This window comes from Phaeobacter sp. CECT 5382 (genome assembly GCF_001457775.1).
GTDB lineage: Bacteria > Pseudomonadota > Alphaproteobacteria > Rhodobacterales > Rhodobacteraceae > Pseudophaeobacter.
Window position 1 is genome coordinate 91,796 of the sequence record NZ_CYSG01000011.1, and the last position, 21,422, is coordinate 113,217.

The following is a 21,422-nucleotide window of genomic DNA, read 5'->3' on the forward strand; positions in this document are numbered from 1 at the left end:
CATTCGCCCTGCTATCACGTTTTCTGTGACATCAGCTTGTCAATCCCGGTGATTATGGCCGCGACATTTGAAATATCAAAATCGCTTTCTTCGGGCGCATTGGCATTGAAGGGAATTGAGATGTCGAATTCCTCCTCAATGGCAAAAATACACTCCACCAGTCCCATGCTGTCGATCCCCAGATCCTCCAGCGTGCTGGTCAGCGTTACATCCGATGGTTCCAGTAGCGCCTGTTCGGCGACAATGGCGATAACCTTGTCCTGAGTGCTCATGTCTGGCCCCCTGATCCTTGATGTTTCGGCAGATGTAGCGGCTAAATCCCTACTTGAAAACAGCCTTTTTCAGCGCATCCAGGTCCCGCATCAGCCGTGGCAGACGCCTTTGCACCTTGTACATATCGGTATGGGTTTCCATTTTGACTGCCGGATATCCCATCACAACGCGCCCTGCGGGAACATTGGACAGGATTTTGCTGCCGCCAGCCGCGATCGCGCCATCACCGACAAAGAGATTGTCGCCAACGCCGCACTGCCCACCAAGCACAACATTGTTGCCAATATCCACCGACCCGGAGATTCCGCTTTGACCACAAAGCAGGCAATCTCTGCCGATGCGGGTATTATGCCCCACATGGACCAGATTATCGAGCTTAGTCCCGCTGCCGATCTCTGTGTCTCGAATGGTTCCGTTGTCGATGGTGCAATTGCAGCCGATTTCAACATCATCGCCGATTGTTATGGCCCCCAAAGAATGAATGCGCAGCCAGCTTTGCGGTTTTGCATCTCCTTGATCCCCCAGGGTCTTGCGCACGTTCCCGGCCCCGGACCCCGGGGGGGTGACAAAGAAAAAGCCATCACCGCCGATGCGCGCACCTGGCTGGGCGCGAAAGCGTGCGCCAATCTTTGCGCGTGCCCCAATAGAGACCATTTCGCGCAGCTGCGCCTCGGGCCCCAGCTCAACATCCATGCCGATAAAGCAATGTGGCCCGATCACCGAGCCTTTGCCAATCTTGGCACCCGCCGCAATCACGGTCATAGGGCCTACACTGACGTCATCCGCCAGCTTCGCTGCGGGATCGATAACAGCTGAGGGATGGATACCTGTGCTAAAGCCTTGTCCCTGGTCCAACAGGACCGTGACACCGGACATCGCCATCCGCGGGCGCGTGGCAAAAATTGCCGCCTTCAACCCAAGGGCCTGCCAATCGGCCCCCTCCCAAAGCAAAGCAACACGGGCACCACCGGCGGCCAGCCCGTCAGCATATTTTGGCGAGGTCGCCATGGCCAGATCATCAGGGCCTGCATCCTGTGGCTCTGCTGCACGCAGGATGCAGAGATCCAGCTCCCCTTGGGCTTCGACGCCTAGTGCGTCGGCAATCTGGCGAACAGTGTACATTTTGGGGCCCTTTTCAGACGTCGTTGAAAACCGGGCCCCTGTTTACCCCTGAATGTCTGGCAGTGTCACCCCTGCCCGTTCCAATGCGGCCCAGACCTTGGCATCGCGCCCATAGACATCCCGGCGGAACTCGGCCCGACCTTTGTTGGACACATAGGCCGTCCGATAGATAATGTGAACAGGCACCTGCTGATCCAGCTCCACCTTGGTCTCTTTTCCGGACTTCAGGATCCGGTTGAAAAACGCTTGCGGGTCTTCGGTTTGTTTGGCCAGCAGCGCATAGGCGAACTCAAAGGGCTGCGCCAAGCGGATACAGCCATGAGAGAAAGCACGGACTTCGCGGGCAAACAGGCTCTTTTGCGGCGTGTCATGCAGGTAGATATTGTATTTATTGGGGAACATGAATTTGACCAGCCCCAGTGCGTTTCGACTGCTCGGGGGCTGTTTCATCGCATAGGGAAAGCTGCGCGCAGTGAACTGAGAAAAATCAACCGAACCGCGATTGACCACCCGTCCGCGATTGTCGGTGATCTGGATATGGCTGACCGCGTTCGGATTGTTGCGCAGTTTTGGCAGGTATTCCTTGGTGATGATCGAACGGGGCACATACCAACTTGGATTGATCACCATATGCTCCATCACGTCCGAAAACTCGGGCGAACGGCGGTCATGCACGTTTTTCCCGATAACAGAGCGGGTTTCAAAGGTGACATCGCCATTGTCGATGATCTTTGCAGTGAAATCCGTCTGGTTGACCAGTACATGGCGGCTTCCCCGCTCTGGTGTTAGCCAGCGCTCACGCTCCATCGCGATGATGACTGATTTCAACCGATCCCGAACCGGGCGATTGACTTCTTTCAGGGTTCCGGGACCGGCGACACCGTCAGATTCGAGCCCGTGATCCGATTGGAACTCCTCGACCGCGCGTTCCATCGCACGATCATAAGAGCTTGTCGCGCTCCGCTCCATGTAGCCCATACGGATCAACCGGTTTCTGAGTGCGACAACCGCCTGGCCCTGATCCCCGGGCTCCAGTTTCTTGCCGGGAACAGTCGCCCCCCAGCCACCAGCTGCAGTCAACTGTTCCAGCCGCAGTTTTTCGCGCATCAAGGCACGATACTGCGGTGACGCGGGCACCAGAGCGCGCAGATAGGCAAAAGGCTGCGTTTCACGCAGGCCCGCCAGAAGAGCCGCACCATCATTGTCCCGCTTCTTGCGCACCATACCATCGTCGATTGACAAGGGGTTCAGCATCCCCGTCTGCAGCTTTTGCGCATAGTTAACAAAGGCGGTGCTCAGTGCGGCCTCAACCTTGCCGAAATCACGGGCGGTCCGGGCGTTGCGCATCTGTTCGATCAGCCCTGCGGCCTCGGTAGATTGATCCGGCAATCCATGTGCTGAAGCCTCATCCAATGCCTGTAGCAAAGCGGCCCGACGTTGCGATGACGCATCGTCGCCACCGGTCCAGAGCGGTGCATAGGTGCTGTTGCGATAAAATTTCGCAACAGCATCGTTAACCGAGGCCTGTTCCGCGACGGCCTGCCGGAACGCCGTCGACTGTGCAGACGCCGCCTGCCCGATGCCAAGGCTGCAAACCCCACTCAAAGCCAGCGCAAATACCCCAATTTTCAGACGATTAGTCAGCCGTGGAATCTGGAGCATAGTCATATTTTAAAGTCCTCAAGCAGCAGTGCGCGATAATATTGGCGCTAGGTACATGAAATTTTGGTGAAAGACAGGAGCCAATGTCCATTCACGTTTCTGCAACCAAGGTGTGACAGTCTTCTTATGGTGCGTTGCAGTCGCATAAACAGGTTTATCTCCGCCACTCTTAGGGGAAAAGTTAACCTCTCGTCCCCTTTTGCGCAAAATATTGCCGAAAATCGTCAGCAATTTCGCAACAAGGGATTCGAAACTTGGTTATTGATTCTCTCTGTGGCATACAGCCTGCAGGCTGAAAAGCGCAGTAGGCCCGTAACATCGGGTATAGGCAGGATTAAACACGTTCGGGATGGCGTAGTTAAGACATGGCAGAAACGACAAAGACGGGCATGACCCGGCGGGCACTTCTTGGCGCGTTCGCAGCAACAACTGTTGTAGCCGCACCAACTTTCTCCAACGCAGCGGGCTTCTTGCGCGGTGGTGGCGATATTCGCCGCATTCGCATGTTCTCCGGTCGCACTGGGGAACGGATCGACATGGTCTACTGGATCGATGGCGACTACATCAAAGACGCGGTACGCGAAGTGAACCACTTCATGCGGGACTGGCGCACCGACGATGTTAAGGCAATCGACCTGCGGACAATCGATATCATGGCCGCCTCACACAACCTCATGGATGTAAACGAGCCCTATATGATGCTTTCCGGGTATCGCAGCCCCAAAACCAATGCGATGCTGCGGAGCCGTTCTCGCGGTGTGGCCAAAAACTCGTTGCACATGCGTGGCCAAGCAGCCGATCTCCGTCTCGCTTCGCGTTCGGTCAGCCAAATGGCAAACGCCGCCAAAGCCTGTCGAGCCGGCGGCGTTGGTAAATATCGCGGGTCCAATTTCGTCCATATGGACTGCGGCATTGTACGCAGCTGGAACGGCTGACTTCGGCTCTCCCTTTCGTCACTTCAAAGGCAGGTCGCAACAATCTGTTTCAGTTCACAGTCTGCCCCTTTTTTACGGGAGTGGTGAAGGTGCGGCAGGTACTGATCAGGCAAAAGGTGCCCTTCATACGGGCCCCGGCCTGGATCCGAAAGGATTCTCCTCAAGTGGAAACCTTATCAATGTACAACCGCGCTTGGGACACAGCACATCAGACGTTGAGAAACACTTAGGGTCTGACAGGCATAAGACGCAGTTCGCAGAAAGTGTTCTCCAATTTTGTCGCCCCATCTTTTTCGCGAATCTTTGCAAAAATTTTCAGCCTTGCGCTGCCTTGCTGCGGGTCTGTCTCAATAAGAATGCGCTGTGCCGATGTTTGTTGTGATCCCGAAAATCTCAGAGCCAGAAATGACTGCCGGAAAATACTTTGCCCCACAAAATGTTTAGCCCTCTTTTGCCATTGCAGTACTTTGGCCTGACAGCTATACACCGCCCTATCTTAGGCACCTGTAGCTCAGCTGGATAGAGCGCTGCCCTCCGAAGGCAGAGGCCAGAGGTTCGAATCCTCTCAGGTGCACCATTTTACATTTGATGTAAAATCCGATAAAAATCAAAAATTAAAGATACTTGTGCAGCTCGATACCCGTTTTCACGGTCGTATGCCAATGGTGCTTTGAAAGCCGTTTTAAGGATAGTTTTCTTCACTGTAGGTGATCCGTTTTCATATATACTCCAAGTACTTGAGAAGAGTTCTCTTATTAGCTCGATAATTTCACCCAGAGTGCCCTTCGGTTTGGTGTTTTGTGACATCTTGTCAGTCAGGAAAAGCTTCCCCTCTTCCAGCTTCGCAATCTTGTTATCAAGCGCTGGCATGACCTTTGGACCTGTCGCGGTTTGATGCCGCCCCCAGTGCTCGTTTAAGCCACCTTCCGTTCGAAGGCGACAGGGCTTTTCCAACCGAGTGCTGAGTGGCGCCGTCGTGGATTGTAGAAGCCGTTGATGTATTCGAAGATGGCGATCTCAGTCTGTCTGCGGGTGTCCCAGGTGCCCCGCCAGATCAATTCGGCTTTGATGGTTTTGAAGAAGGTTTCCACTGCCGCATTATCATAGCAAATCCCTTTGCCACTCATCGATGCCTTGATGCCATGCTGGCGCAAGATCTTTTGATAATCGTGCGAACAATATTGGCTGCCACTGTCGGTATGATGGATCCAGCCCTTGGGCGGTGATCGGAATGCTATCGCCATCTTCAGCGCCCTTATCGCCAGGTCCCGCTTCATCCTATTGCTCACTGCCCAACCAACCACTCGACGGGAATGCAGATCCAAGATCACAGCCAGATAAAGCCAACCTTCACGTGTCCAGATGTAGGTAACGTCACCAGCCCACTTCTGGTTTGGTTGATCCGCTGAGACGTTACGATCCAGCAAGTTCGGGGAGATGTTGAACTTATGATTGCTGTCAGTTGTGGCCTTATGTTTGCGCGTTCTGACAACAGAGATACCATTCTGACGCATCAACCGGCCCACGCGGCGATGGCCGACGCTCAGGCCAATGTCTTTCAGCTCTTCAGTCATCCGTGGGCGGCCATAGCTGCCCAAGCTGAGACGCGACTGTTTTTTAATGTGTGCCAGCGTGACCAGATCAGACCGCTGCCTGCGGCTGGCGGGGCGGCTGCGGAATGCCCGTAAACCGCGTGGACTGACATCCATGACATGGCACATCCGACCAATGGAAAACGCTAATCGGTGTTCTTCGATAAACTTAAACCTCACGGCTTTTGGCTCGCGAAGAACACCGTGGCCTTTTTTAATATTTCCCTTTCCTCCTTGAGAATGCGGTTCTCACCCCGAAGCCGGTCATTCTCTTGGGCGAGGCCTAAATCCTCTTTCGACACCACGTCAGTGTCTTGGTGCGTTGTGATCCATTTTTTCAGCGTCGACATCCCGACGCCAAGATCATCCGCCACTTCCTTGCGTGTAAGCCCGCTGGTCAGTGCGATACGCACCGCATCCTTGCGGAATTCGTCCGTCCGTTTCAGTCCCATGGTCAATCTCCTTTGTTACAGTAAAGGCTATCAAAGGAGCGGCATCAAACCGCGACAGGTCCACTTTGTGAAGTAACAGGAAACAGCCTTCAGGTATCTGAATGATGGCATGTCGCGTATGGCCGAAAAAATCTCTCACTGGAGATCCCGCCCCCAATGACAGTGACTATCCCAAACGATATGAAGAAATTCCTTTCTCGTTCAATACCTTACTTAGCTCCATGAGAGTTGCAATTGAAACGATCCAGGACACAACAGAGGGGCTGGACCGCCGCGCTGAAGAGGTGAATTCCGCCGCAGAAGATCTATCTCGTCGCACCGAAACCCAAGCCGCAACTCTGGAACAAACTGCCGCCGCAGTTGAAGAAATCAATGCCAGCGTCAAAGCTTCTGCCGAGGCGACCATGCAAACCAACCAAGTGGTTAGTCAAACCCGAAATAATGCCAAAGAAGGCAATGAGGTCGTCCGGGAAAGCATCGACAAAATGCAGGAGATCGCCGAATCCTCGAACCGGATTTCAAAGATCATCAGTGTGATCGATGACATCGCCTTCCAGACCAACCTTTTGGCGCTGAATGCCGGGGTCGAAGCTGCGAGAGCCGGGGAAGCCGGAAGAGGTTTTGCCGTTGTCGCGTCTGAAGTTCGGGGCCTTGCCCAAAGAGCGTCAGATTCAGCAAAGGAAATCAATGCACTGATCCAGAACAGCACACAGGTTGTGGAAAGCGGGGTAGACCTAGTTGACCAGGCTGGCAAAGCGCTGGGCGCCATCGTGGGCGACGTAGAAAAGGCATCGAGCCTCAGCGCGCAGATCACCAACTCGGCTCAGGAACAATCCACCGGCCTAGCCGAGATCACCACCGGCGTCTCGCATCTGGACAGCGTAACCCAGCAAAATGCTGCCATGGTCGAAGAAACAGCCGCCGCAATCGCCGCCATGCAGCAAGACACCACCGTCATGGCGCGTTTGGTCCGGGAATTTGTCCTGCATAAGGAAACACCTGCAACCGGTGCATTCGCCTGTAATGATTGGCAGGACGTCGAAATCTCTCTGCGCATTGTAGGATAGGAGGAGGTTCTCTCAAATATTACGGCTACTTGACCGAGGGAATTCAAGTTAATTCCCTCCTTGAAACCCCCGGTCAAGCTTCATGCGTTGTCAGATGAAGGTCCTTTTTGCGCCTCTTATCAGGAGAATTTTGGCGCCCGCTTTTGCATCATCGCTGAAACGACTTCGGCAAATTCCGGCGATTTCAATTGCGCGACAAAGATTTCTGATTCCCTTTGCATCTGTGTCGCTACCTGGTCCTGGCGATGGCGAATGAGCGATTTCGACAGCCGCATCGACTGAGGCGCAGCATCGGCAACATGAGCGGCGATTTTACCTGCTTCCTCAGCCAGATCACAGTCTTCGAAGACCCGCGAGATAAGCCCATAGCCATGCGCTTCCTGTGCCGTAAGAACCCGCCCTGCCAGCAAGATATCATTGGCGACCGCCATGCCAACCGAAGCTGACAACAGCAAGGAAGAGGCGGCCTCGGGCACCAGTGCAAGTTTAACAAAAGGCGCATTAAACGTCGCTGACTCGCTGGCAAAAACCAGATCACAATGCAGCAACATTGTCAGGCCAACCCCAATCGCAGGTCCATTGACCGCCGCGATCACGGGCTTTGGGCAAGTTGAGATCGCGGTGAGGAACTGCTCAACAGGCGGATTTTCTTCATTTGGATTGGCCATTGAGAAATCCTGAAGATCATTGCCGGCGGTAAAATAGTCTTCGGATCCGGTGATCACAAAAGCCCGGATATCATCAGACTGCGCATAGTCATTCAGCGCGGCCGCCATAGCACCATACATGGCCTGTGTGATGGCATTGCGTTTGGCAGGGCGTGAGATCGTCAAGGTGGTCACACGACCAACGGTATTCAGGGTGATGCTTTCGCTCATGGCGCTATCCTGTTGTTTTATATAAGTAGTCGTTGTTTCGACGAGGTTCATATTGCAGACTAATTGGACAACCAGTCCCAGCATTCTGCCCAAAGTGCCTCGCGGCCGGGTCGCAATGCACCTTCATGTCCGATCCGGCGCACCCCAATATCTGCGGGGCTGCGCTCGATGATCTCGCTTGGCGCATTTGGGTACACGGACAAAAGGTCCTGCGCCGTGCTACGGGTGGCAATTGGGTCATCCTGAAAGATCCAGGAGCGAATGGGTGCGGTTACCGCATCATAGTGCTGAGGATGCATCAGGCCATCAAAATCGCGCTGGAAATAGCTGCGATGTTGGCTCCACCTGCGCCAGGTTCGAAACAACTCTGGCGGCAATGCTTCGCCCTGCCAGCCGCCAACCGGTTTGACATAGCCCCAACGCTTCAGCGAATAGCTGCCCAAGACCCACCAGAAATAGAACTCCATCGGCCAGTTGCTGCGATGATGACCGCCAAAGTATCCTGTTCCAACCGATAAAAAGGCATGGCGATCGATCTTGGCTTGATTTGGCATCACCCCCAGGAAATGACCACCAACGCTATGGGCGAGATGGGTAAGCCGCAGCCCAGGTGCGGCGACTGCCAGCGCATCGACAGCCGCAGGCATGTCAAACCTTCCCCAATCAGGGTAGTCGATCCCAGAGCGCGCCAGGTCCCGCCCTTCGCTGTCGCCGATCCCGCGATAGTCATAGATCAAAACGGCCGCGCCTTGCGCTGCAAAATACTCAGCGATTGCGCGATAGAACCTTCGGGGAAACCCAGTTCCAGAAGAGATCAAAACCGCAAGATCTGGATCCGCCCCTCTGATCAGGTCCCCTTTCAATTGCCAGCCATCGCTGGTCTCAAAGGTTAGGTTTTCTGTTTTAACATCAGTCATGCTGCTTATCCGGCTTTGGTGGCATTCTCGCTTCGTCTGACGCGTTTTCTGGATTGATGATTGCATCAGCATTCCCTGCCAAGTGGCTGAGAAAACGTTGAATTACCTGTTGCTCACAGTCATTGAATGGTTCCAGCAAAGCCTGGTTGAAGTGCTTTGTTTCGGCCTTTCCCTGTGCCAGAACTGCGCGCCCTTCGGGTTCGAGGTAGATATTTGTGACGCGTCGATCCTGTGGACTGATACGGCGGCAAACCAGCCCGCGATCGGCCATACGATCCACGAGGCCAGTCAGGCTCGATTTCCCCATCGAAAGCTGGTTGGCGATGTCAGATATTGGCTGACCGTCGGATTGCGACAGAACAAAAAGCACCGCGAACTGGCTGGTGGTCAGACCGATCATTGCACGCGTGCGGCGGTCCGCAGCGCGAAACAGGGCGCTATGGGCGATTTGGATCTGATGAAAGACGCGTAGTTTTTCTGCCATGGTGTCCACATACATTTGGTTATTAGTTCGTATGTGGACTAATTCCTCATAGCAACCCGGAACCCAGCGTCATGCCTTTGGGGAACCTTGACGGCGAAACGGAACAGGTTTGCAAAATAAAAAAATACCGCAGCGGTGCTAAAGCCCAGCACCACTACGGTATTCAAAGTTAATTGGGTCACATTATTTTTCTCGCTCGACGGACCCTTGCCTACCCCTTTGTCGCTAATTCAAGAGCATCCTGACGTTGACCCACAGGTGTTGCATTTCATACAGGTGCCATTGCGAACCAATGTGTAATTGCCGCATTCACCACAGGCTTCGCCCTCATAGCCCTGCATTTTCGCCTTGACGCGCGCATCCATGCCCATCGCTGGTGCAAGGCTTGCTGTGGCTTCCGGAACCAGAGACTGCAGATCCGCAACCGGATCAACGCCAGCCGCCAACCCACTGATATCACTTCCAAGTCCAGATTGCCCGCCTTGTAGCACTACCAAATCCTGTGGCAGGCGCTTGCGCAGATAGCCAGTCGAAGAAATCTGTTTGAGAACTTCAAGTGACCGGGTTGCCGCACTTTCGCTCAACTCTGTGAGGTTGGAAACCCCCTCTTCTTCGCCCCGACCGATGTCGTCAAAGGCCGGACCTTCAGGTTTGACATGGGCCAGATCGGTGCGATCCAAATAGCTCACGGCCAATTCGCGGAATACATAGTCCAGAATAGAGGTGGCGTTTTTGATCGAGTCGTTGCCCTGCACCATGCCGGCCGGCTCAAATTTGGTAAAGGTGAAGGCATCGACAAACTCTTCCAGCGGCACGCCATATTGCAGGCCCACGGAGACCGCGATGGCAAAGTTGTTCATCATGGCGCGGAAACCGGCGCCCTCTTTGTGCATGTCGATGAAGATCTCACCCAAAGAGCCGCCTTCGTATTCCCCGGTGCGCAGATAGACCTTGTGACCGCCAACAACCGCCTTTTGCGTATACCCCTTGCGGCGGTGCGGCATCTTGGTACGATGTGATTTCACAATTTCCTTGATCACGATTTTCTCGACGATCTTTTCTGCCAGAACCACAGCTTTTTCCTGTGGGTTACCTGTTTCCAGAACCTCGGCCGCGTCGTCGTCATCTTCGACCAGTGCGGCCGCCAGCGGCTGGCTCAACTTGGAACCATCGCGGTACAGCGCATTGGCTTTGACACCCAGCGACCAGCTCAGCTCGTAAGCTTTCTGACAATCCTCAATGGTGGCGTCGTTGGGCATGTTGATGGTCTTGGAGATGGCACCAGAGATGAAGCTCTGCGCCGCTGCCATCATCCGGATATGGCTTTCAACACCTAGATAACGCAGGCCTTTTTTTCCACAGGGGTTGGCACAATCAAAGATGTGATAGTGCTCTTCCTTCAGGTGTGGCGCCTGTTCCAGGGTCATGGTGCCGCAGACGTGGTCGTTTGCGGTATCGATATCTTGCTTGGTGAAGCCAAGGTGACGCAGCAAGTCAAAGGTCGGATCATTCAGTTTCGGAGCCGGGATTCCCAGAACGCCGGTGCAGAAATCCTCGCCCAGGGTCCACTGGTTGAAAACAAAGCGGACATCAAAGGCGGCTTCCAGGGCCTGATCAATCTTGGACAGCTCATTGGGGCCAAAACCATGGCCGGTCAGCGAGGTGTGATTGATCGCCGGCGCATTGCCGATGGACCCGTGACCAACCGCATGCGACACGATTTCCTCGATCTGTGAAGAGCTATATCCAAGCCCTTCGAGCGCAGAGGGAACCGATCGGTTGATGATCTTGAAATAGCCGCCCCCGGCCAGTTTCTTGAACTTCACTAGGGCAAAGTCAGGCTCGATCCCGGTGGTGTCGCAGTCCATCACCAGGCCAATAGTCCCCGTCGGGGCAATAACAGTGGTCTGCGCATTGCGATAGCCGTGCTTTTCGCCCAGCTCCAAGGCCTCGTCCCAGGCGCTCATCGCCAGATCAGCCAGTCGCGCATCGGGGCAGCCCGCAATATCCAGCGGCACTGGCGGCACCGAAAGCCCCTCATAGCCCGTCGCCTTGCCCATGGCGGCTGTGCGGTGGTTGCGGATGACTTTCAGCATCTCATCGGAATTTTTAGCGTAGCCCGCAAAAGCGCCGAGCTCTGATGCCATTTCAGCCGAGGTGGCATAGGCAACGCCAGTCATCAAAGCCGTGAGCGATCCGCAAAGCGCGCGCCCTTCGTCGCTGTCATAGCCATGGCCCATATTCATCAGCAACCCGCCAATATTGGCGTAGCCAAGTCCAAGGGTCCGGAAGTCATACGACCGCTGCGCGATCTCTTTTGACGGGAACTGCGCCATGGTGACGGAAATTTCCAGCGTCACAGTCCACAGACGGCAAGCATGCATGTAGTCTTCGGCCTGAAACTGCCCATTCTTGTAGAAGGTCAGCAGGTTCAACGACGCCAGATTACAGGCCGTATCATCCAGGAACATATATTCAGAACAGGGGTTTGATCCGCGAATCTCACCGTCATTCGGGCAGGTATGCCATTCGTTCACGGTATCGTGGAACTGAATGCCGGGATCAGCACAGGCCCAGGCCGCATGGCCGACCTTTTCCCACAGATCGCGGGCCTTCACGGTCTTGGAGACCTTGCCGTCGGTGCGATTGATCAGCTGCCAGTCGGCGTCTTTTTCAACCGCATGCAAAAAGGCATTGGTTACGCGGATCGAATTGTTCGAGTTCTGGCCCGAGACAGAGCTGTAGGCCTCGGAATCCCAATCCGTATCATAGGTGGGAAACTCGATGCTGTCGTAGCCCTGCTTGGCATAGTCCAGCACGCGTTTGACATAGGTTTCCGGCACTGCGACCTTTTTGGCTTCGCGTAGTGCCTGCTTCAGCGCCGGATTGGCGCCGGGCTCAAAGGCATCATCTGCCGCGCCATCCCAGGACCGGATCGCCTGAAAGATACCGTTCAGCATCTTTTCGTGCATTTTGGAGCCAGCCACGATCGAGGCTACTTTCTGCTCTTCAATGACCTTCCACTGGATGAAGTCTTCGATATCGGGGTGGTCTGCATCAACGATCACCATCTTGGCCGCGCGCCGGGTGGTGCCACCAGATTTGATCGCGCCTGCGGCCCTATCACCAATCTTCAAAAACCCCATCAGGCCAGAAGATTTGCCGCCCCCGGACAGGGCTTCTCCTTCGCCTCGCAGATGCGAGAAATTGGTACCGGTGCCGGAGCCATATTTGAACAGACGCGCCTCGCGCACCCAGAGATCCATGATGCCGCCGTCATTGACCAGATCATCGGAAACCGACTGGATGAAGCAAGCATGTGGCTGTGGGTGCTCATATGAGCTTTTGGATTTTGTCAGCTTACCGGTCTTGTAGTCAACATAGTGGTGGCCCTGCGCTGGCCCGTCGATGCCATAGGCCCAATGCAAGCCAGTGTTGAACCACTGCGGGCTGTTTGGCGCCGCGCGCTGCGTTGCGAGCATGTGGCGCATTTCATCAAAATAGGCGCGTGCGTCGTCTTCACTAGTGAAGTAGCCGCCCTTCCAGCCCCAATAGGCCCAGGCACCAGCAAGACGGTCAAAGACCTGCTTAGAGGAGGTTTCGCCGCCGGTCGCGACATCCTTGCCATCGGCTACCGAACGCCACAAAAACTCGGGCACATCTGCCTCGGGGACTTTCTTCAGTCGCTCCGGCACACCAGCCTTGCGGAAATACTTTTGGGCGATGACGTCGCTGGCGACCTGGCTCCAGCTTGACGGGACTTCGATGTTTTCGAGACGGAAGACGATGGAACCATCAGGATTGCGGATTTCGGAGGTTGCCGAAATGAAATCCAGGTTTGAATAGGCGTCCTGGCCTGACTTGGTAAACTTCCGCTCGATTTTCATGCGCTGCCCTTTTTGATTGGCACGTTTTCTGGATGCAAAAAGGCGAATTTCACCATCTTTGCCATGAATTCTGTCGCCGCATCAGCTGCGGCCATCTCCTGTCCGAAAAACACAAACCAGCCGGGATGCCGCCCGAAAGGGCAGTAATTTTCAGGCCATCGCCGGCCATCTCTGGGGATGTAACTTATGTTTTCATCTAGTTGCCACACCGGAACCACATACAAGATTTAGTGGCGCGCCAACTTGCACCCACAATTTGGCGTATTCTGCACTATATGGTCAACGGAAATTTTACCACTTTTCGAGGATCTTTTCTGTTGACGGCCTCGGCGGGTGCTCGCTTGCGGGGAATGGTAATGATTCATCCACAACCAGGCCCGGAACAAGGTGGAATAGTTACAAAACACTTGACCCTGAAATTTTATGGTATCTTTAGGAGCTTGTCACTGAAAGCTCATAAACACCCCATCCAAAGGGGCTGCCTTTGCCAAAAAAATAGGCAGGTTTTGAAAATTTCAGGCACCACCCCAACTCACTTTCAAACGTGCCAACTGTTGCATATGTGCACAGCTTTGAAAGGGGCAACACGAAGTGGTCTGTCCAAAAGAACCAGGTTGAACCAGTCCATATGAAGCGCTTTCGCGTCACATGATTAACAAAGCATTAACCGCAGAGCAGCGCACCCATGGAAACGAAGCAGTCGACCTGCCAGGTGATTCTGAAGGAGTCAGCCGAATTTTCCCGGCATTTTGGCCTGCCAGAGTACTTTTCCTTCGAGTCTCTGGACCAAAGCAGATCTGAATCGTGCAATTCCGGTAGGCCTGTGCGGTTTTCAGGGAGAAAACCCAAAGAAACCGCACTGATTGACGCGAGATCTGCAACCCCGGGCAAGGAATCGGGTGCTTGGCATTGGAAGGGAAAATTCCCCCACCGGACGCTCTGTGATGACTACTGCGCAGTTTACCCAGATAGCTGTTGGTTTCCCCAAAGCAGATAGGCGAAAGAAACCGGCTACCAGAATGCAAGTGTAGTCTGTCAATTTGGCTGCAATGAATGTCGTGGGGATGGTTTAGAGAGTGCTCTGTCCCGAGAGGGTAGCTAGGCTACCACTCTCGAGAAAGCATCAAAGGAAACTTGGGTTCCTTTGAAATGGTCGGGGCGGCGAGATTCGAACTCACGACCCCCTGTACCCAAAACAGGTGCGCTACCAGACTGCGCCACGCCCCGGACCGTGCGCTGTTCCTAACGCCAGTGAACTGATTTGAAAACCCCTAACAAGGCCAAATTGGTGCACTATTTGAAAAAACTTTGTGGCGCATCTGACTGCCTGTCGAAATTCCATATTTAGCCGCCAGACCGCCGTTGATTTCGAGCACCGCAAAGACATCATCCCCGCCTGGCAAAGGTGTCAGATCACCGGGAACGGCCCCTTCGTGAACACGGGTTACCTGACCGGTCTCATTGAGAAAAATAATATCCAGGGGGATCAGCGTATTCTTCATCCAGAACGCAGCGCGCTGAGGCTTGGGGTAGACAAATAGCATACCGGAACCGCGCGGCAGGGTCTCACGAAACATCAACCCCTGAGCGCGCAGCGCATCAGTATCAGCAATTTCTACGGAGAAGGAAATCTGTCCCCAGCCGCCGCGCAGATCTACCCGATCCGGGCGACAGTCTGCAGCAGAAACTGGGGTGGAATTGCTTAGGCCAAACACTAGGCCGAAAACAGCTGCGGCGAGAAGTATCCCTCTCAGCCGCATAGCAGGATCAGTCCTGTTCACATTCGTCGAGGGCGGCCTCCCAGGCCTGAACCTCGGCAGCCATCTGGCCGCGTTTGCCATCTATGATCCGCATCGCCAGCGCTTCGCCCGGTTGCAAATCAGACAGTCCCGAAAGGCGCAGAACTTCGACGTGCAAAAAGACGTCTTCGTCACGGCCAAAGACATTGGCAAAGCCAAAGCCCTTACCCTTGTTGAACCATTTCACCCGGGCCGGCACCAGAGGGCGCGATTGCAATTCGGTCAGATCGAGATCAGTGAAATCGCTCAGGACCGGAGTCTCGTCCCGCTCGGGCGGCACGATGTCCAGAATCTCGACGGCTTGAACGCCACGGTCTGTTTGATGGGTTACAATTTCGATACGCGTGCCATCGGCCACAGAACTTTGGCCAAAGTTACGCAATACATTTATATGCAACAAAATATCAGGGCCGCCCAGATCGGACACAACAAAACCATACCCCTTTGCGGGATCGAACCATTTAACCAGGCCTTGGATTTGCTGCAGGCTGCTCAGATCTTCTGCCACTTATCTCATCCACTGCGTCTTTTTCATTTTCGTGATAACGTGATGCGCGATTCTACCCCTAAAGTTCAAGCAAAAATCGTCCCATTTGTTAGGAAAGTGCTATTTTCCACCAAAACAGCTTAAGGATTTAACCTCGATACCGACCAATCGTCCTGTTTGCTCTGACGACGCCAGACGAACCTGTCGTGCAGTCGGAAGGTTCCGTCAGCCCAAAACTCGATTTCAACCGGGGTGATCCGGTATCCGCCCCAAAATGGCGGACGCGGGGGATTCGGCCCCTTGGAGGCTGTGACCTTTGCAACCTCGGCCATCAGCGCCCCACGGCTTTCTAGTGGACGAGATTGCTGCGACGCCCAGGCGCCCAACCGGCTTTTGAGAGAGCGCGAGGCATAATAAGCGTCGGCCTTTGGCCCTTCTTCACGACTGATGTCGCCGCGCACCCGAATCTGCCGACGCAAGGATTTCCAGTGCATCACAAAGGAGGCCTTTCCGGCCTGATCCAGCTCCTGTGCCTTGGCGCTTTCATAGTTTGTATAAAAAACAAAGGCCTCGGCCTCTATTTCCTTGAGCAAAACCATGCGGGAGTTAGGCAATCCGTTCGCGTCTACCGTTGCTAGGGCAATCGCATTGGGGTCATTGATTTCAGAGGTTTCAGCCTCTGCCAGCCATGACCGTGCAATGTCGAAGGGATCATTGCCGGCAAAAATTCCAGACCGCTCACTCATGGGAACCTCGTCATTTGTCTTGCCGGCACAGTAGGCAGGGCTTTTCGGAACGGCAAGGCCCCCTTGAGACGGAAGCCATTCTCTCCCCTTGAAGGCAACGCTCCGTCATATTAAACGTCTTTAACTTCACGGATCACAGGCGGAGAACCTGAATGTCTAATCAATTGATGGCCGGCAAGCGCGGTCTGATCATGGGCCTGGCCAATGACAAGTCTATCGCTTGGGGGATCGCCAAGGCCTGTGCCGATGCAGGTGCCGAACTGGCCTTTTCCTTTCAGGGTGATGCTCTGAAAAAACGTGTAGCTCCCTTGGCTGCACAGCTGGGCAGCGACATTGTCTTGCCCTGCGATGTTTCGGATGAAGCCTCGATGGATGCGCTGTTTGCAGCCCTTGAGGAAAAATGGGGCAAACTGGATTTTGTCGTTCATGCCATTGGCTTTTCCGACAAGAACGAACTGCGCGGTCGCTATGTCGACACCAGCCGGTCGAACTTCCAGATGACAATGGATATTTCCGTCTATTCCTTTACCGCCATTGCCAAACGCGCGGAAAAAATGATGGACGAAGGTGGCTCGATGCTGACGCTCACCTATTACGGAGCCGAACAGGTGATGCCACACTATAATGTGATGGGTGTCGCCAAAGCCGCGCTTGAGGCTTCGGTAAAATATCTCGCCGAGGATCTTGGCAAGGATGGCATTCGCGTCAATGCGATTTCTGCCGGGCCGATCAAAACGCTCGCCGCTTCGGGCATTGGTGATTTCCGCTACATCATGAAGTGGAACGAGTACAACTCGCCCCTGCGTCGCAATGTGACCACAGATGATGTCGGCAAATCCGCGCTTTATCTGTTGTCGGACCTCAGTTCGGGCGTCACGGGCGAAAACCTGCACGTGGATGCGGGCTATCACGTGGTCGGCATGAAGGCCGTGGATGCGCCAGACATCACCAAGTAACCCCGCTAAGGGGCTGGCCTCTGTCCGCGCGTCAGGCGCGGCGGGGGCAAGTTTTTCTTTTACCAAGCAGTGTGAGGACGATATCAACAGGACGATATCAACCAAGCACATCACGCATTACATAACTCTCTAAATGCCGCGGGCGTATATCCAGACCTTCGCCCCCTGCCCGCCTTCGTTCCGCGTCTGCCGACGCCCAAATCGCCGGAGCCATAAAGATGACCGACCGCCTGCCGCATGAAAAAGGGTTTCATATCAGCTGGGACCAGATCCATCGCGACAGCCGGGCTCTGGCCTGGCGCCTGGACGGCCAAGGGCCGGACAATGGCGCCTGGCGGGCATTGGTCGCAATCACCCGTGGTGGCATGGCCCCCGCGATGATCATCAGCCGCGAACTGGACATCCGCACGGTCGATACCATTTCCGTGAAATCCTACCATCATCAGGACCAAGGCAATGCCGAAGTCATCAAGGCCCCGAATGCGGGTCTGATGGGCGATGGCGAAGGCGTCCTGATCATCGACGATCTCGTTGATAGCGGCAAAACCCTGGAGTTGGTCCGAGAGATGTATCCCAAGGCGCATTTTGCCACCGTCTACGCCAAGCCCAAGGGCCGCCCAATGGTAGACAGCTTCATCACCGAAGTGAGCCAGGACACCTGGATCTTCTTCCCATGGGATATGGCTCTGCAATATGTTGAACCCTATCGCGGCACCGACTGATCCGTCTCCAAGCCCAACTTGAACTACCATCAACGCGCCTGTTACAGGCGCGTTTTTCTTTGCCTCGTCTTGAACCTATGGTCCACAAAACAGCGAGAGATTGCCATCCTGATAACAAGGCCCTACCACTTCTGCCAGAGACATCGATCTGGCAAACAGGAGCGGGCATGACCAAGTCGCACACAGAGGCAACATTTCTTTCCCCCATCGTCGAATCCCGCCGTTGGGTCGAGGGCGTGACCTTTCCCGAGGATCGCCCGCTGCTCAACGTAAGCCAGGCCGCTCCCGCCGACCCGCCCCCACTGGGGCTGCGTCAGGCCCTGGCCGATGCCGCGCTTTCAGACGACAGCGCGCATCTTTACGGAGCGGTTCTGGGTCGTGACGATCTGCGCCAGTCCCTGGCTCGTCAGATGTCAGATCACTATGAAGCGGAACTGACAGCAGTCCAGATAGGAATCACCTCGGGCTGCAATCAGGCCTTTGCAGCCACCATCGCAGCCCTATGCGGCGCAGGCGACGAAGTGATCATCCCGGTGCCCTGGTATTTCAATCACAAAATGTGGCTTGATCTGGCAGACGTCCGTGCAGTTCCTCTACAGGTGAACGGCGATATGTTGCCCGATCTGGACACTGCCAGGGCTCTTATCACCCCCCGGACCAAGGCCATCGTCCTGGTGACTCCAAACAACCCAACGGGCGTGGAATACCCCGCAGGCCTGCTCCGGGCCTTTTATGATCTGGCAAAACAACAGGGCATCACTCTGATCGTTGATGAGACCTACCGTGACTTTGACAGCCGCACTGGCGCACCACATTCCCTGTTTCAGGACCCGGACTGGAGCGACCATCTGGTCCATCTTTACTCCTTTTCGAAGGCCTATCGGCTGACCGGACATCGGGTCGGCGCCATTGCAGCCGCACCTACTAAATTGTTCGAAATGGAAAAGTTTTTGGATACAGTCACTATCTGCCCCTCACAGCTGGGACAGATCGGCGCTCTTTGGGGTATAGAAAACTTGCAACCCTGGCTGGCGGGTGAAAGGGACGAAATTCTGGCTCGAAAACAGGCCATTCTCGCAGGGTTTCCAACGCTCGAAAAACGCGGTTGGCGGCTCTTGGGATGTGGTGCCTATTTCGCCTATGTGGAACACCCCTTTGACCTCAGCGCCGAGGAAATTGCCAAAAGACTGGTCACCGAGGCCTCCGTTCTGATGCTGCCCGGAACCATGTTCATGCCTGACGGGGACAAATCCGCAGAACGGCAATTCCGCATCGCTTTTGCCAATGTGGACGCGGGTGGGATTGCGGAACTCTTTTCCAGGTTGGAAAACTTCACCCCCTGATCCGCAATCAAACCTTTCTCTCACCAGCGGGCAGCGGAGCAGCAAGGGTTGAACGGTTTTTGCCTGCTATTTCTCCGCTGCTGCAAGGGAACCAACAGGAACCTTAAGGAACAATCGCCCTTGGGTGCAGGAGATCTTGCTCCTCTTGGGGTGGCAGCGTATGCAAGTAACGAAACTCATTTGGGCAGGGCAGCAGCAGGGATCTGACCCCCGCAGCGCCCCCGGATCCGGCAGAAAGAGGGCACTATGGCCACAGGCGTAAAACAACTTTCCAAAACCTTTGTTTGGATCCTAATGGGCCTGCTGATTGTCGGCCTCGCCGGATTTGGCGCGGTGAACTTCAGTGGCTCAGTCACCTCGGTCGCACAGGTCGGAGACCAGGAGGTCAGCGTCGAGGCCTATATGCGTGAATTGCAGCGCGAACAGCGCGCCCTTCAGGCCCAAAGCGGCCAAACCATGACAATCGCGCAAATGTCAGCCTTTGGCATGGATCGCGCGGTTCTGGGGCGTCTGATCTCGCTTGCGGCCATCGACAACGAGGTCAAAACTCTGGGGTTGTCCATTGGCGACGAAAATCTGCTGAACGAGCTGAGAGAGATCCCAGCGTTTCAGGATACCAGCGGCAATTTTGACCGCCAGGCCTACACATTTGCCCTGCAGAACGCAGGCTTCAACGAAACCGAATTCGAGGCAGACCTGCGCCGTGAATCGGCCCGCACCCTGGTTCAGGGCGCCATCGTTGTCGGTGCTGAAATGCCGGATGTTCTGACCAAAACCCTGACCAGTTATATCGGTGCGCGTCGCAGTTTCTCCTATGTGCAGATCAGTGGCGACCAGTTCGCGTTAACACAAGAGGTACCCGATGATGCGGTATTGAAAGGGTTTTACGACGCAAACGCCGATCAATTCACCCTGCCCGAAACCAAGCGCATTACCTATGCCCGCCTCAGCCCCGACATGCTGCTGGACAGCGTCGAGGTCGATGAAGACGCGCTGCGTGCTTTGTTCGATGAGCGCAGTGATCAGTATCAGGTGCCGGAACGGCGCCTGGTGGAACGCCTGGTCTTTGCCGATGATGAGGCGGCGGCTAGCGCCAAGGCACAGCTGGATGTCGGCGGCACCACTTTTGAAGTTCTGGTACAGGATCGCGGCCTGGCCCTGCAGGATATCGATATGGGCGATGTCACAATGGGTGATCTGGGAACGGCAGCCGATGCCGTGTTCGCAGCCGAAATTGGTACCGTCGTCGGCCCTCTGCCTTCGGATCTGGGGGCAGCCCTTTACCGGGTGAACGGCCAACTTGAGGCCCGTGAAACCAGCTATGACGATGCCAAAACAGAGCTGCGCGATGAGATCGCCGCCGACCGCGCACGCCGCGTGATCGAACAAGAATCCGAAGAGATCAACGACCTGCTGGCCGGTGGCGCCACCCTGGAAGAATTGGCTGACGAAGGTGACATGCAGGTCGGGACACTCGACTGGACGGGTGAGGCCGGTGACGGTATCTCCGCCTACGAAGGCTTTCGCACCGCCGCCAGCACCGTCACACTGGAAGATTTCCCAACGGCAGAGTTCCTTGGTGATGGCAGCCTCTTTGCCCTGCGCCTGGACGAGATCCTGCCCGAGCGCCCCGAACCCTTTGAAGCCGCAAAGCAAAGCGTTCTGGATGCCTGGAATGCCGACCGTCTGGCCACTGCTGTGAAAACCCAGGCCGAAGCCATTTTGGCTGAGGTCACGACAAACGGTGCCTTCCCCGAAGGATCTGAGGTTAAACAAGAGACCGGTCTCACCCGTACCGCCTATCTCGATACCACCCCGGCGGATATGATGAACCAGATTTTCACCATGGAGCCTGGTGCAACGCAGCTGATCACAGGCGAAGGATCCACTGTGATTGTGCGCCTGGAAGACATCCTGCCAGCCGAAGAAAACGAAGAGATGACGCTTTTGGCAGAAGCTCTGGACGCGCAGTTGGATCAGGCGCTCTCCGAGGCGCTTTTCGAGGCATTTGTCAGTGACGCGCAGCTGCGGGCCGCTCCACGCGTTGATCAGCAAGCGCTCAATGCCGTTCAGGCCAACTATCAGTAAGGGCTGCGCAAA

General features: G+C 55.1%; 18 protein-coding genes and 2 tRNA genes. 7 read left to right on the forward strand and 13 right to left on the reverse strand.

Annotation, left to right across the window (positions count from 1 at the left end; all coding sequences use genetic code 11):
* Positions 1-14 precede the first annotated feature (14 nt).
* From PH5382_RS12990 to PH5382_RS13000, 3 genes are read right to left on the reverse strand one after another with little or no spacing between them, the layout of a single operon-like run.
* Entirely contained in the window at positions 15-272 is a 258-nt protein-coding gene (locus PH5382_RS12990) for an acyl carrier protein (RefSeq protein WP_058334824.1), read from the reverse strand.
* 49 nt (positions 273-321) lie between these two features.
* On the reverse strand, positions 322-1,395 hold the full coding sequence (gene lpxD / locus PH5382_RS12995; protein WP_058334825.1) for a UDP-3-O-(3-hydroxymyristoyl)glucosamine N-acyltransferase: 1,074 nt from the start codon (positions 1,393-1,395) through the stop codon (positions 322-324).
* 42 nt (positions 1,396-1,437) lie between these two features.
* The gene (locus PH5382_RS13000; protein ID WP_058334826.1) at positions 1,438-3,063 is read right to left on the reverse strand and encodes a L,D-transpeptidase family protein; all 1,626 of its coding nucleotides are present in this window, start codon (positions 3,061-3,063) and stop codon (positions 1,438-1,440) included.
* A gap of 359 nt (positions 3,064-3,422) precedes the next feature.
* On the opposite strand from PH5382_RS13000, the gene PH5382_RS13005 reads away from it, so the two are divergent.
* Positions 3,423-3,992 (forward strand): peptidoglycan L,D-endopeptidase MepK, encoded by a 570-nt coding sequence (locus PH5382_RS13005; protein ID WP_058334827.1) that lies wholly within the window; start codon positions 3,423-3,425, stop codon positions 3,990-3,992.
* Positions 3,993-4,492: 500 nt separating this feature from the next.
* Positions 4,493-4,569: transfer RNA gene (locus tag PH5382_RS13010), tRNA-Arg, on the forward strand.
* A 2-nt stretch (positions 4,570-4,571) separates the two neighbouring features.
* On the opposite strand, the gene PH5382_RS13015 is transcribed toward PH5382_RS13010, so the two are convergent.
* Both PH5382_RS13015 and PH5382_RS13020 read right to left on the reverse strand, forming a co-directional pair.
* A complete protein-coding gene (locus PH5382_RS13015; protein WP_058334828.1) occupies positions 4,572-4,862 on the reverse strand; it encodes a hypothetical protein in 291 nt (96 codons plus the stop codon).
* Between the two features lie 44 nt (positions 4,863-4,906).
* A protein-coding gene (locus tag PH5382_RS13020) for an IS3 family transposase (protein ID WP_156414908.1) occupies positions 4,907-6,036 on the reverse strand; the annotation gives its coding sequence in 2 pieces (ribosomal slippage) (positions 4,907-5,802 and positions 5,802-6,036; 1,131 coding nt in all).
* 221 nt (positions 6,037-6,257) lie between these two features.
* Here PH5382_RS13020 and PH5382_RS13030 point away from each other — a divergent pair.
* Positions 6,258-7,103, forward strand: a complete 846-nt coding sequence (locus tag PH5382_RS13030; protein WP_058334831.1) for a methyl-accepting chemotaxis protein — start codon at positions 6,258-6,260, stop codon at positions 7,101-7,103.
* Between the two features lie 119 nt (positions 7,104-7,222).
* On the opposite strand, the gene PH5382_RS13035 is transcribed toward PH5382_RS13030, so the two are convergent.
* The 8 genes from PH5382_RS13035 to pdxH form a co-directional block, all read right to left on the reverse strand.
* A complete protein-coding gene (locus tag PH5382_RS13035; protein WP_058334832.1) occupies positions 7,223-7,981 on the reverse strand; it encodes an enoyl-CoA hydratase-related protein in 759 nt (252 codons plus the stop codon).
* Between the two features lie 59 nt (positions 7,982-8,040).
* Positions 8,041-8,898, reverse strand: a complete 858-nt coding sequence (locus tag PH5382_RS13040) for an alpha/beta hydrolase family protein (protein ID WP_058334833.1) — start codon at positions 8,896-8,898, stop codon at positions 8,041-8,043.
* Complete coding sequence (locus tag PH5382_RS13045) at positions 8,891-9,382, reverse strand: MarR family winged helix-turn-helix transcriptional regulator (RefSeq protein WP_058334868.1); 492 nt, start codon at positions 9,380-9,382, stop codon at positions 8,891-8,893. The genes PH5382_RS13040 and PH5382_RS13045 overlap by 8 nt, the downstream gene beginning before the upstream one ends.
* Positions 9,383-9,612: 230 nt before the next feature.
* A complete protein-coding gene (locus PH5382_RS13050) occupies positions 9,613-13,269 on the reverse strand; it encodes a vitamin B12-dependent ribonucleotide reductase (protein ID WP_058334834.1) in 3,657 nt (1,218 codons plus the stop codon).
* 1,150 nt (positions 13,270-14,419) lie between these two features.
* Positions 14,420-14,496 (reverse strand) — tRNA-Pro (locus PH5382_RS13055).
* Positions 14,497-14,540: 44 nt separating this feature from the next.
* Positions 14,541-15,029, reverse strand: coding sequence for a DUF192 domain-containing protein (locus PH5382_RS13060; RefSeq protein WP_082645661.1), 489 nt, complete (start codon positions 15,027-15,029; stop codon positions 14,541-14,543).
* Between the two features lie 7 nt (positions 15,030-15,036).
* A complete protein-coding gene (locus PH5382_RS13065) occupies positions 15,037-15,576 on the reverse strand; it encodes a cold-shock protein (protein ID WP_058334836.1) in 540 nt (179 codons plus the stop codon).
* Between the two features lie 119 nt (positions 15,577-15,695).
* Complete coding sequence (gene pdxH, locus PH5382_RS13070) at positions 15,696-16,301, reverse strand: pyridoxamine 5'-phosphate oxidase (protein ID WP_058334837.1); 606 nt, start codon at positions 16,299-16,301, stop codon at positions 15,696-15,698.
* A gap of 152 nt (positions 16,302-16,453) precedes the next feature.
* Here pdxH and fabI point away from each other — a divergent pair, with 152 nt between their 5' ends.
* From fabI to PH5382_RS13090, 4 genes are all read left to right on the forward strand, one after another.
* The gene (fabI, locus tag PH5382_RS13075; RefSeq protein ID WP_058334838.1) at positions 16,454-17,257 is read left to right on the forward strand and encodes an enoyl-ACP reductase FabI; all 804 of its coding nucleotides are present in this window, start codon (positions 16,454-16,456) and stop codon (positions 17,255-17,257) included.
* Between the two features lie 218 nt (positions 17,258-17,475).
* A complete protein-coding gene (gene gpt / locus PH5382_RS13080) occupies positions 17,476-17,979 on the forward strand; it encodes a xanthine phosphoribosyltransferase (RefSeq protein WP_058334839.1) in 504 nt (167 codons plus the stop codon).
* Positions 17,980-18,146: 167 nt separating this feature from the next.
* Complete coding sequence (locus tag PH5382_RS13085) at positions 18,147-19,322, forward strand: aminotransferase (RefSeq protein WP_058334840.1); 1,176 nt, start codon at positions 18,147-18,149, stop codon at positions 19,320-19,322.
* Between the two features lie 246 nt (positions 19,323-19,568).
* On the forward strand, positions 19,569-21,410 hold the full coding sequence (locus PH5382_RS13090; RefSeq protein ID WP_058334841.1) for a peptidylprolyl isomerase: 1,842 nt from the start codon (positions 19,569-19,571) through the stop codon (positions 21,408-21,410).
* Positions 21,411-21,422: the final 12 nt, after the last annotated feature.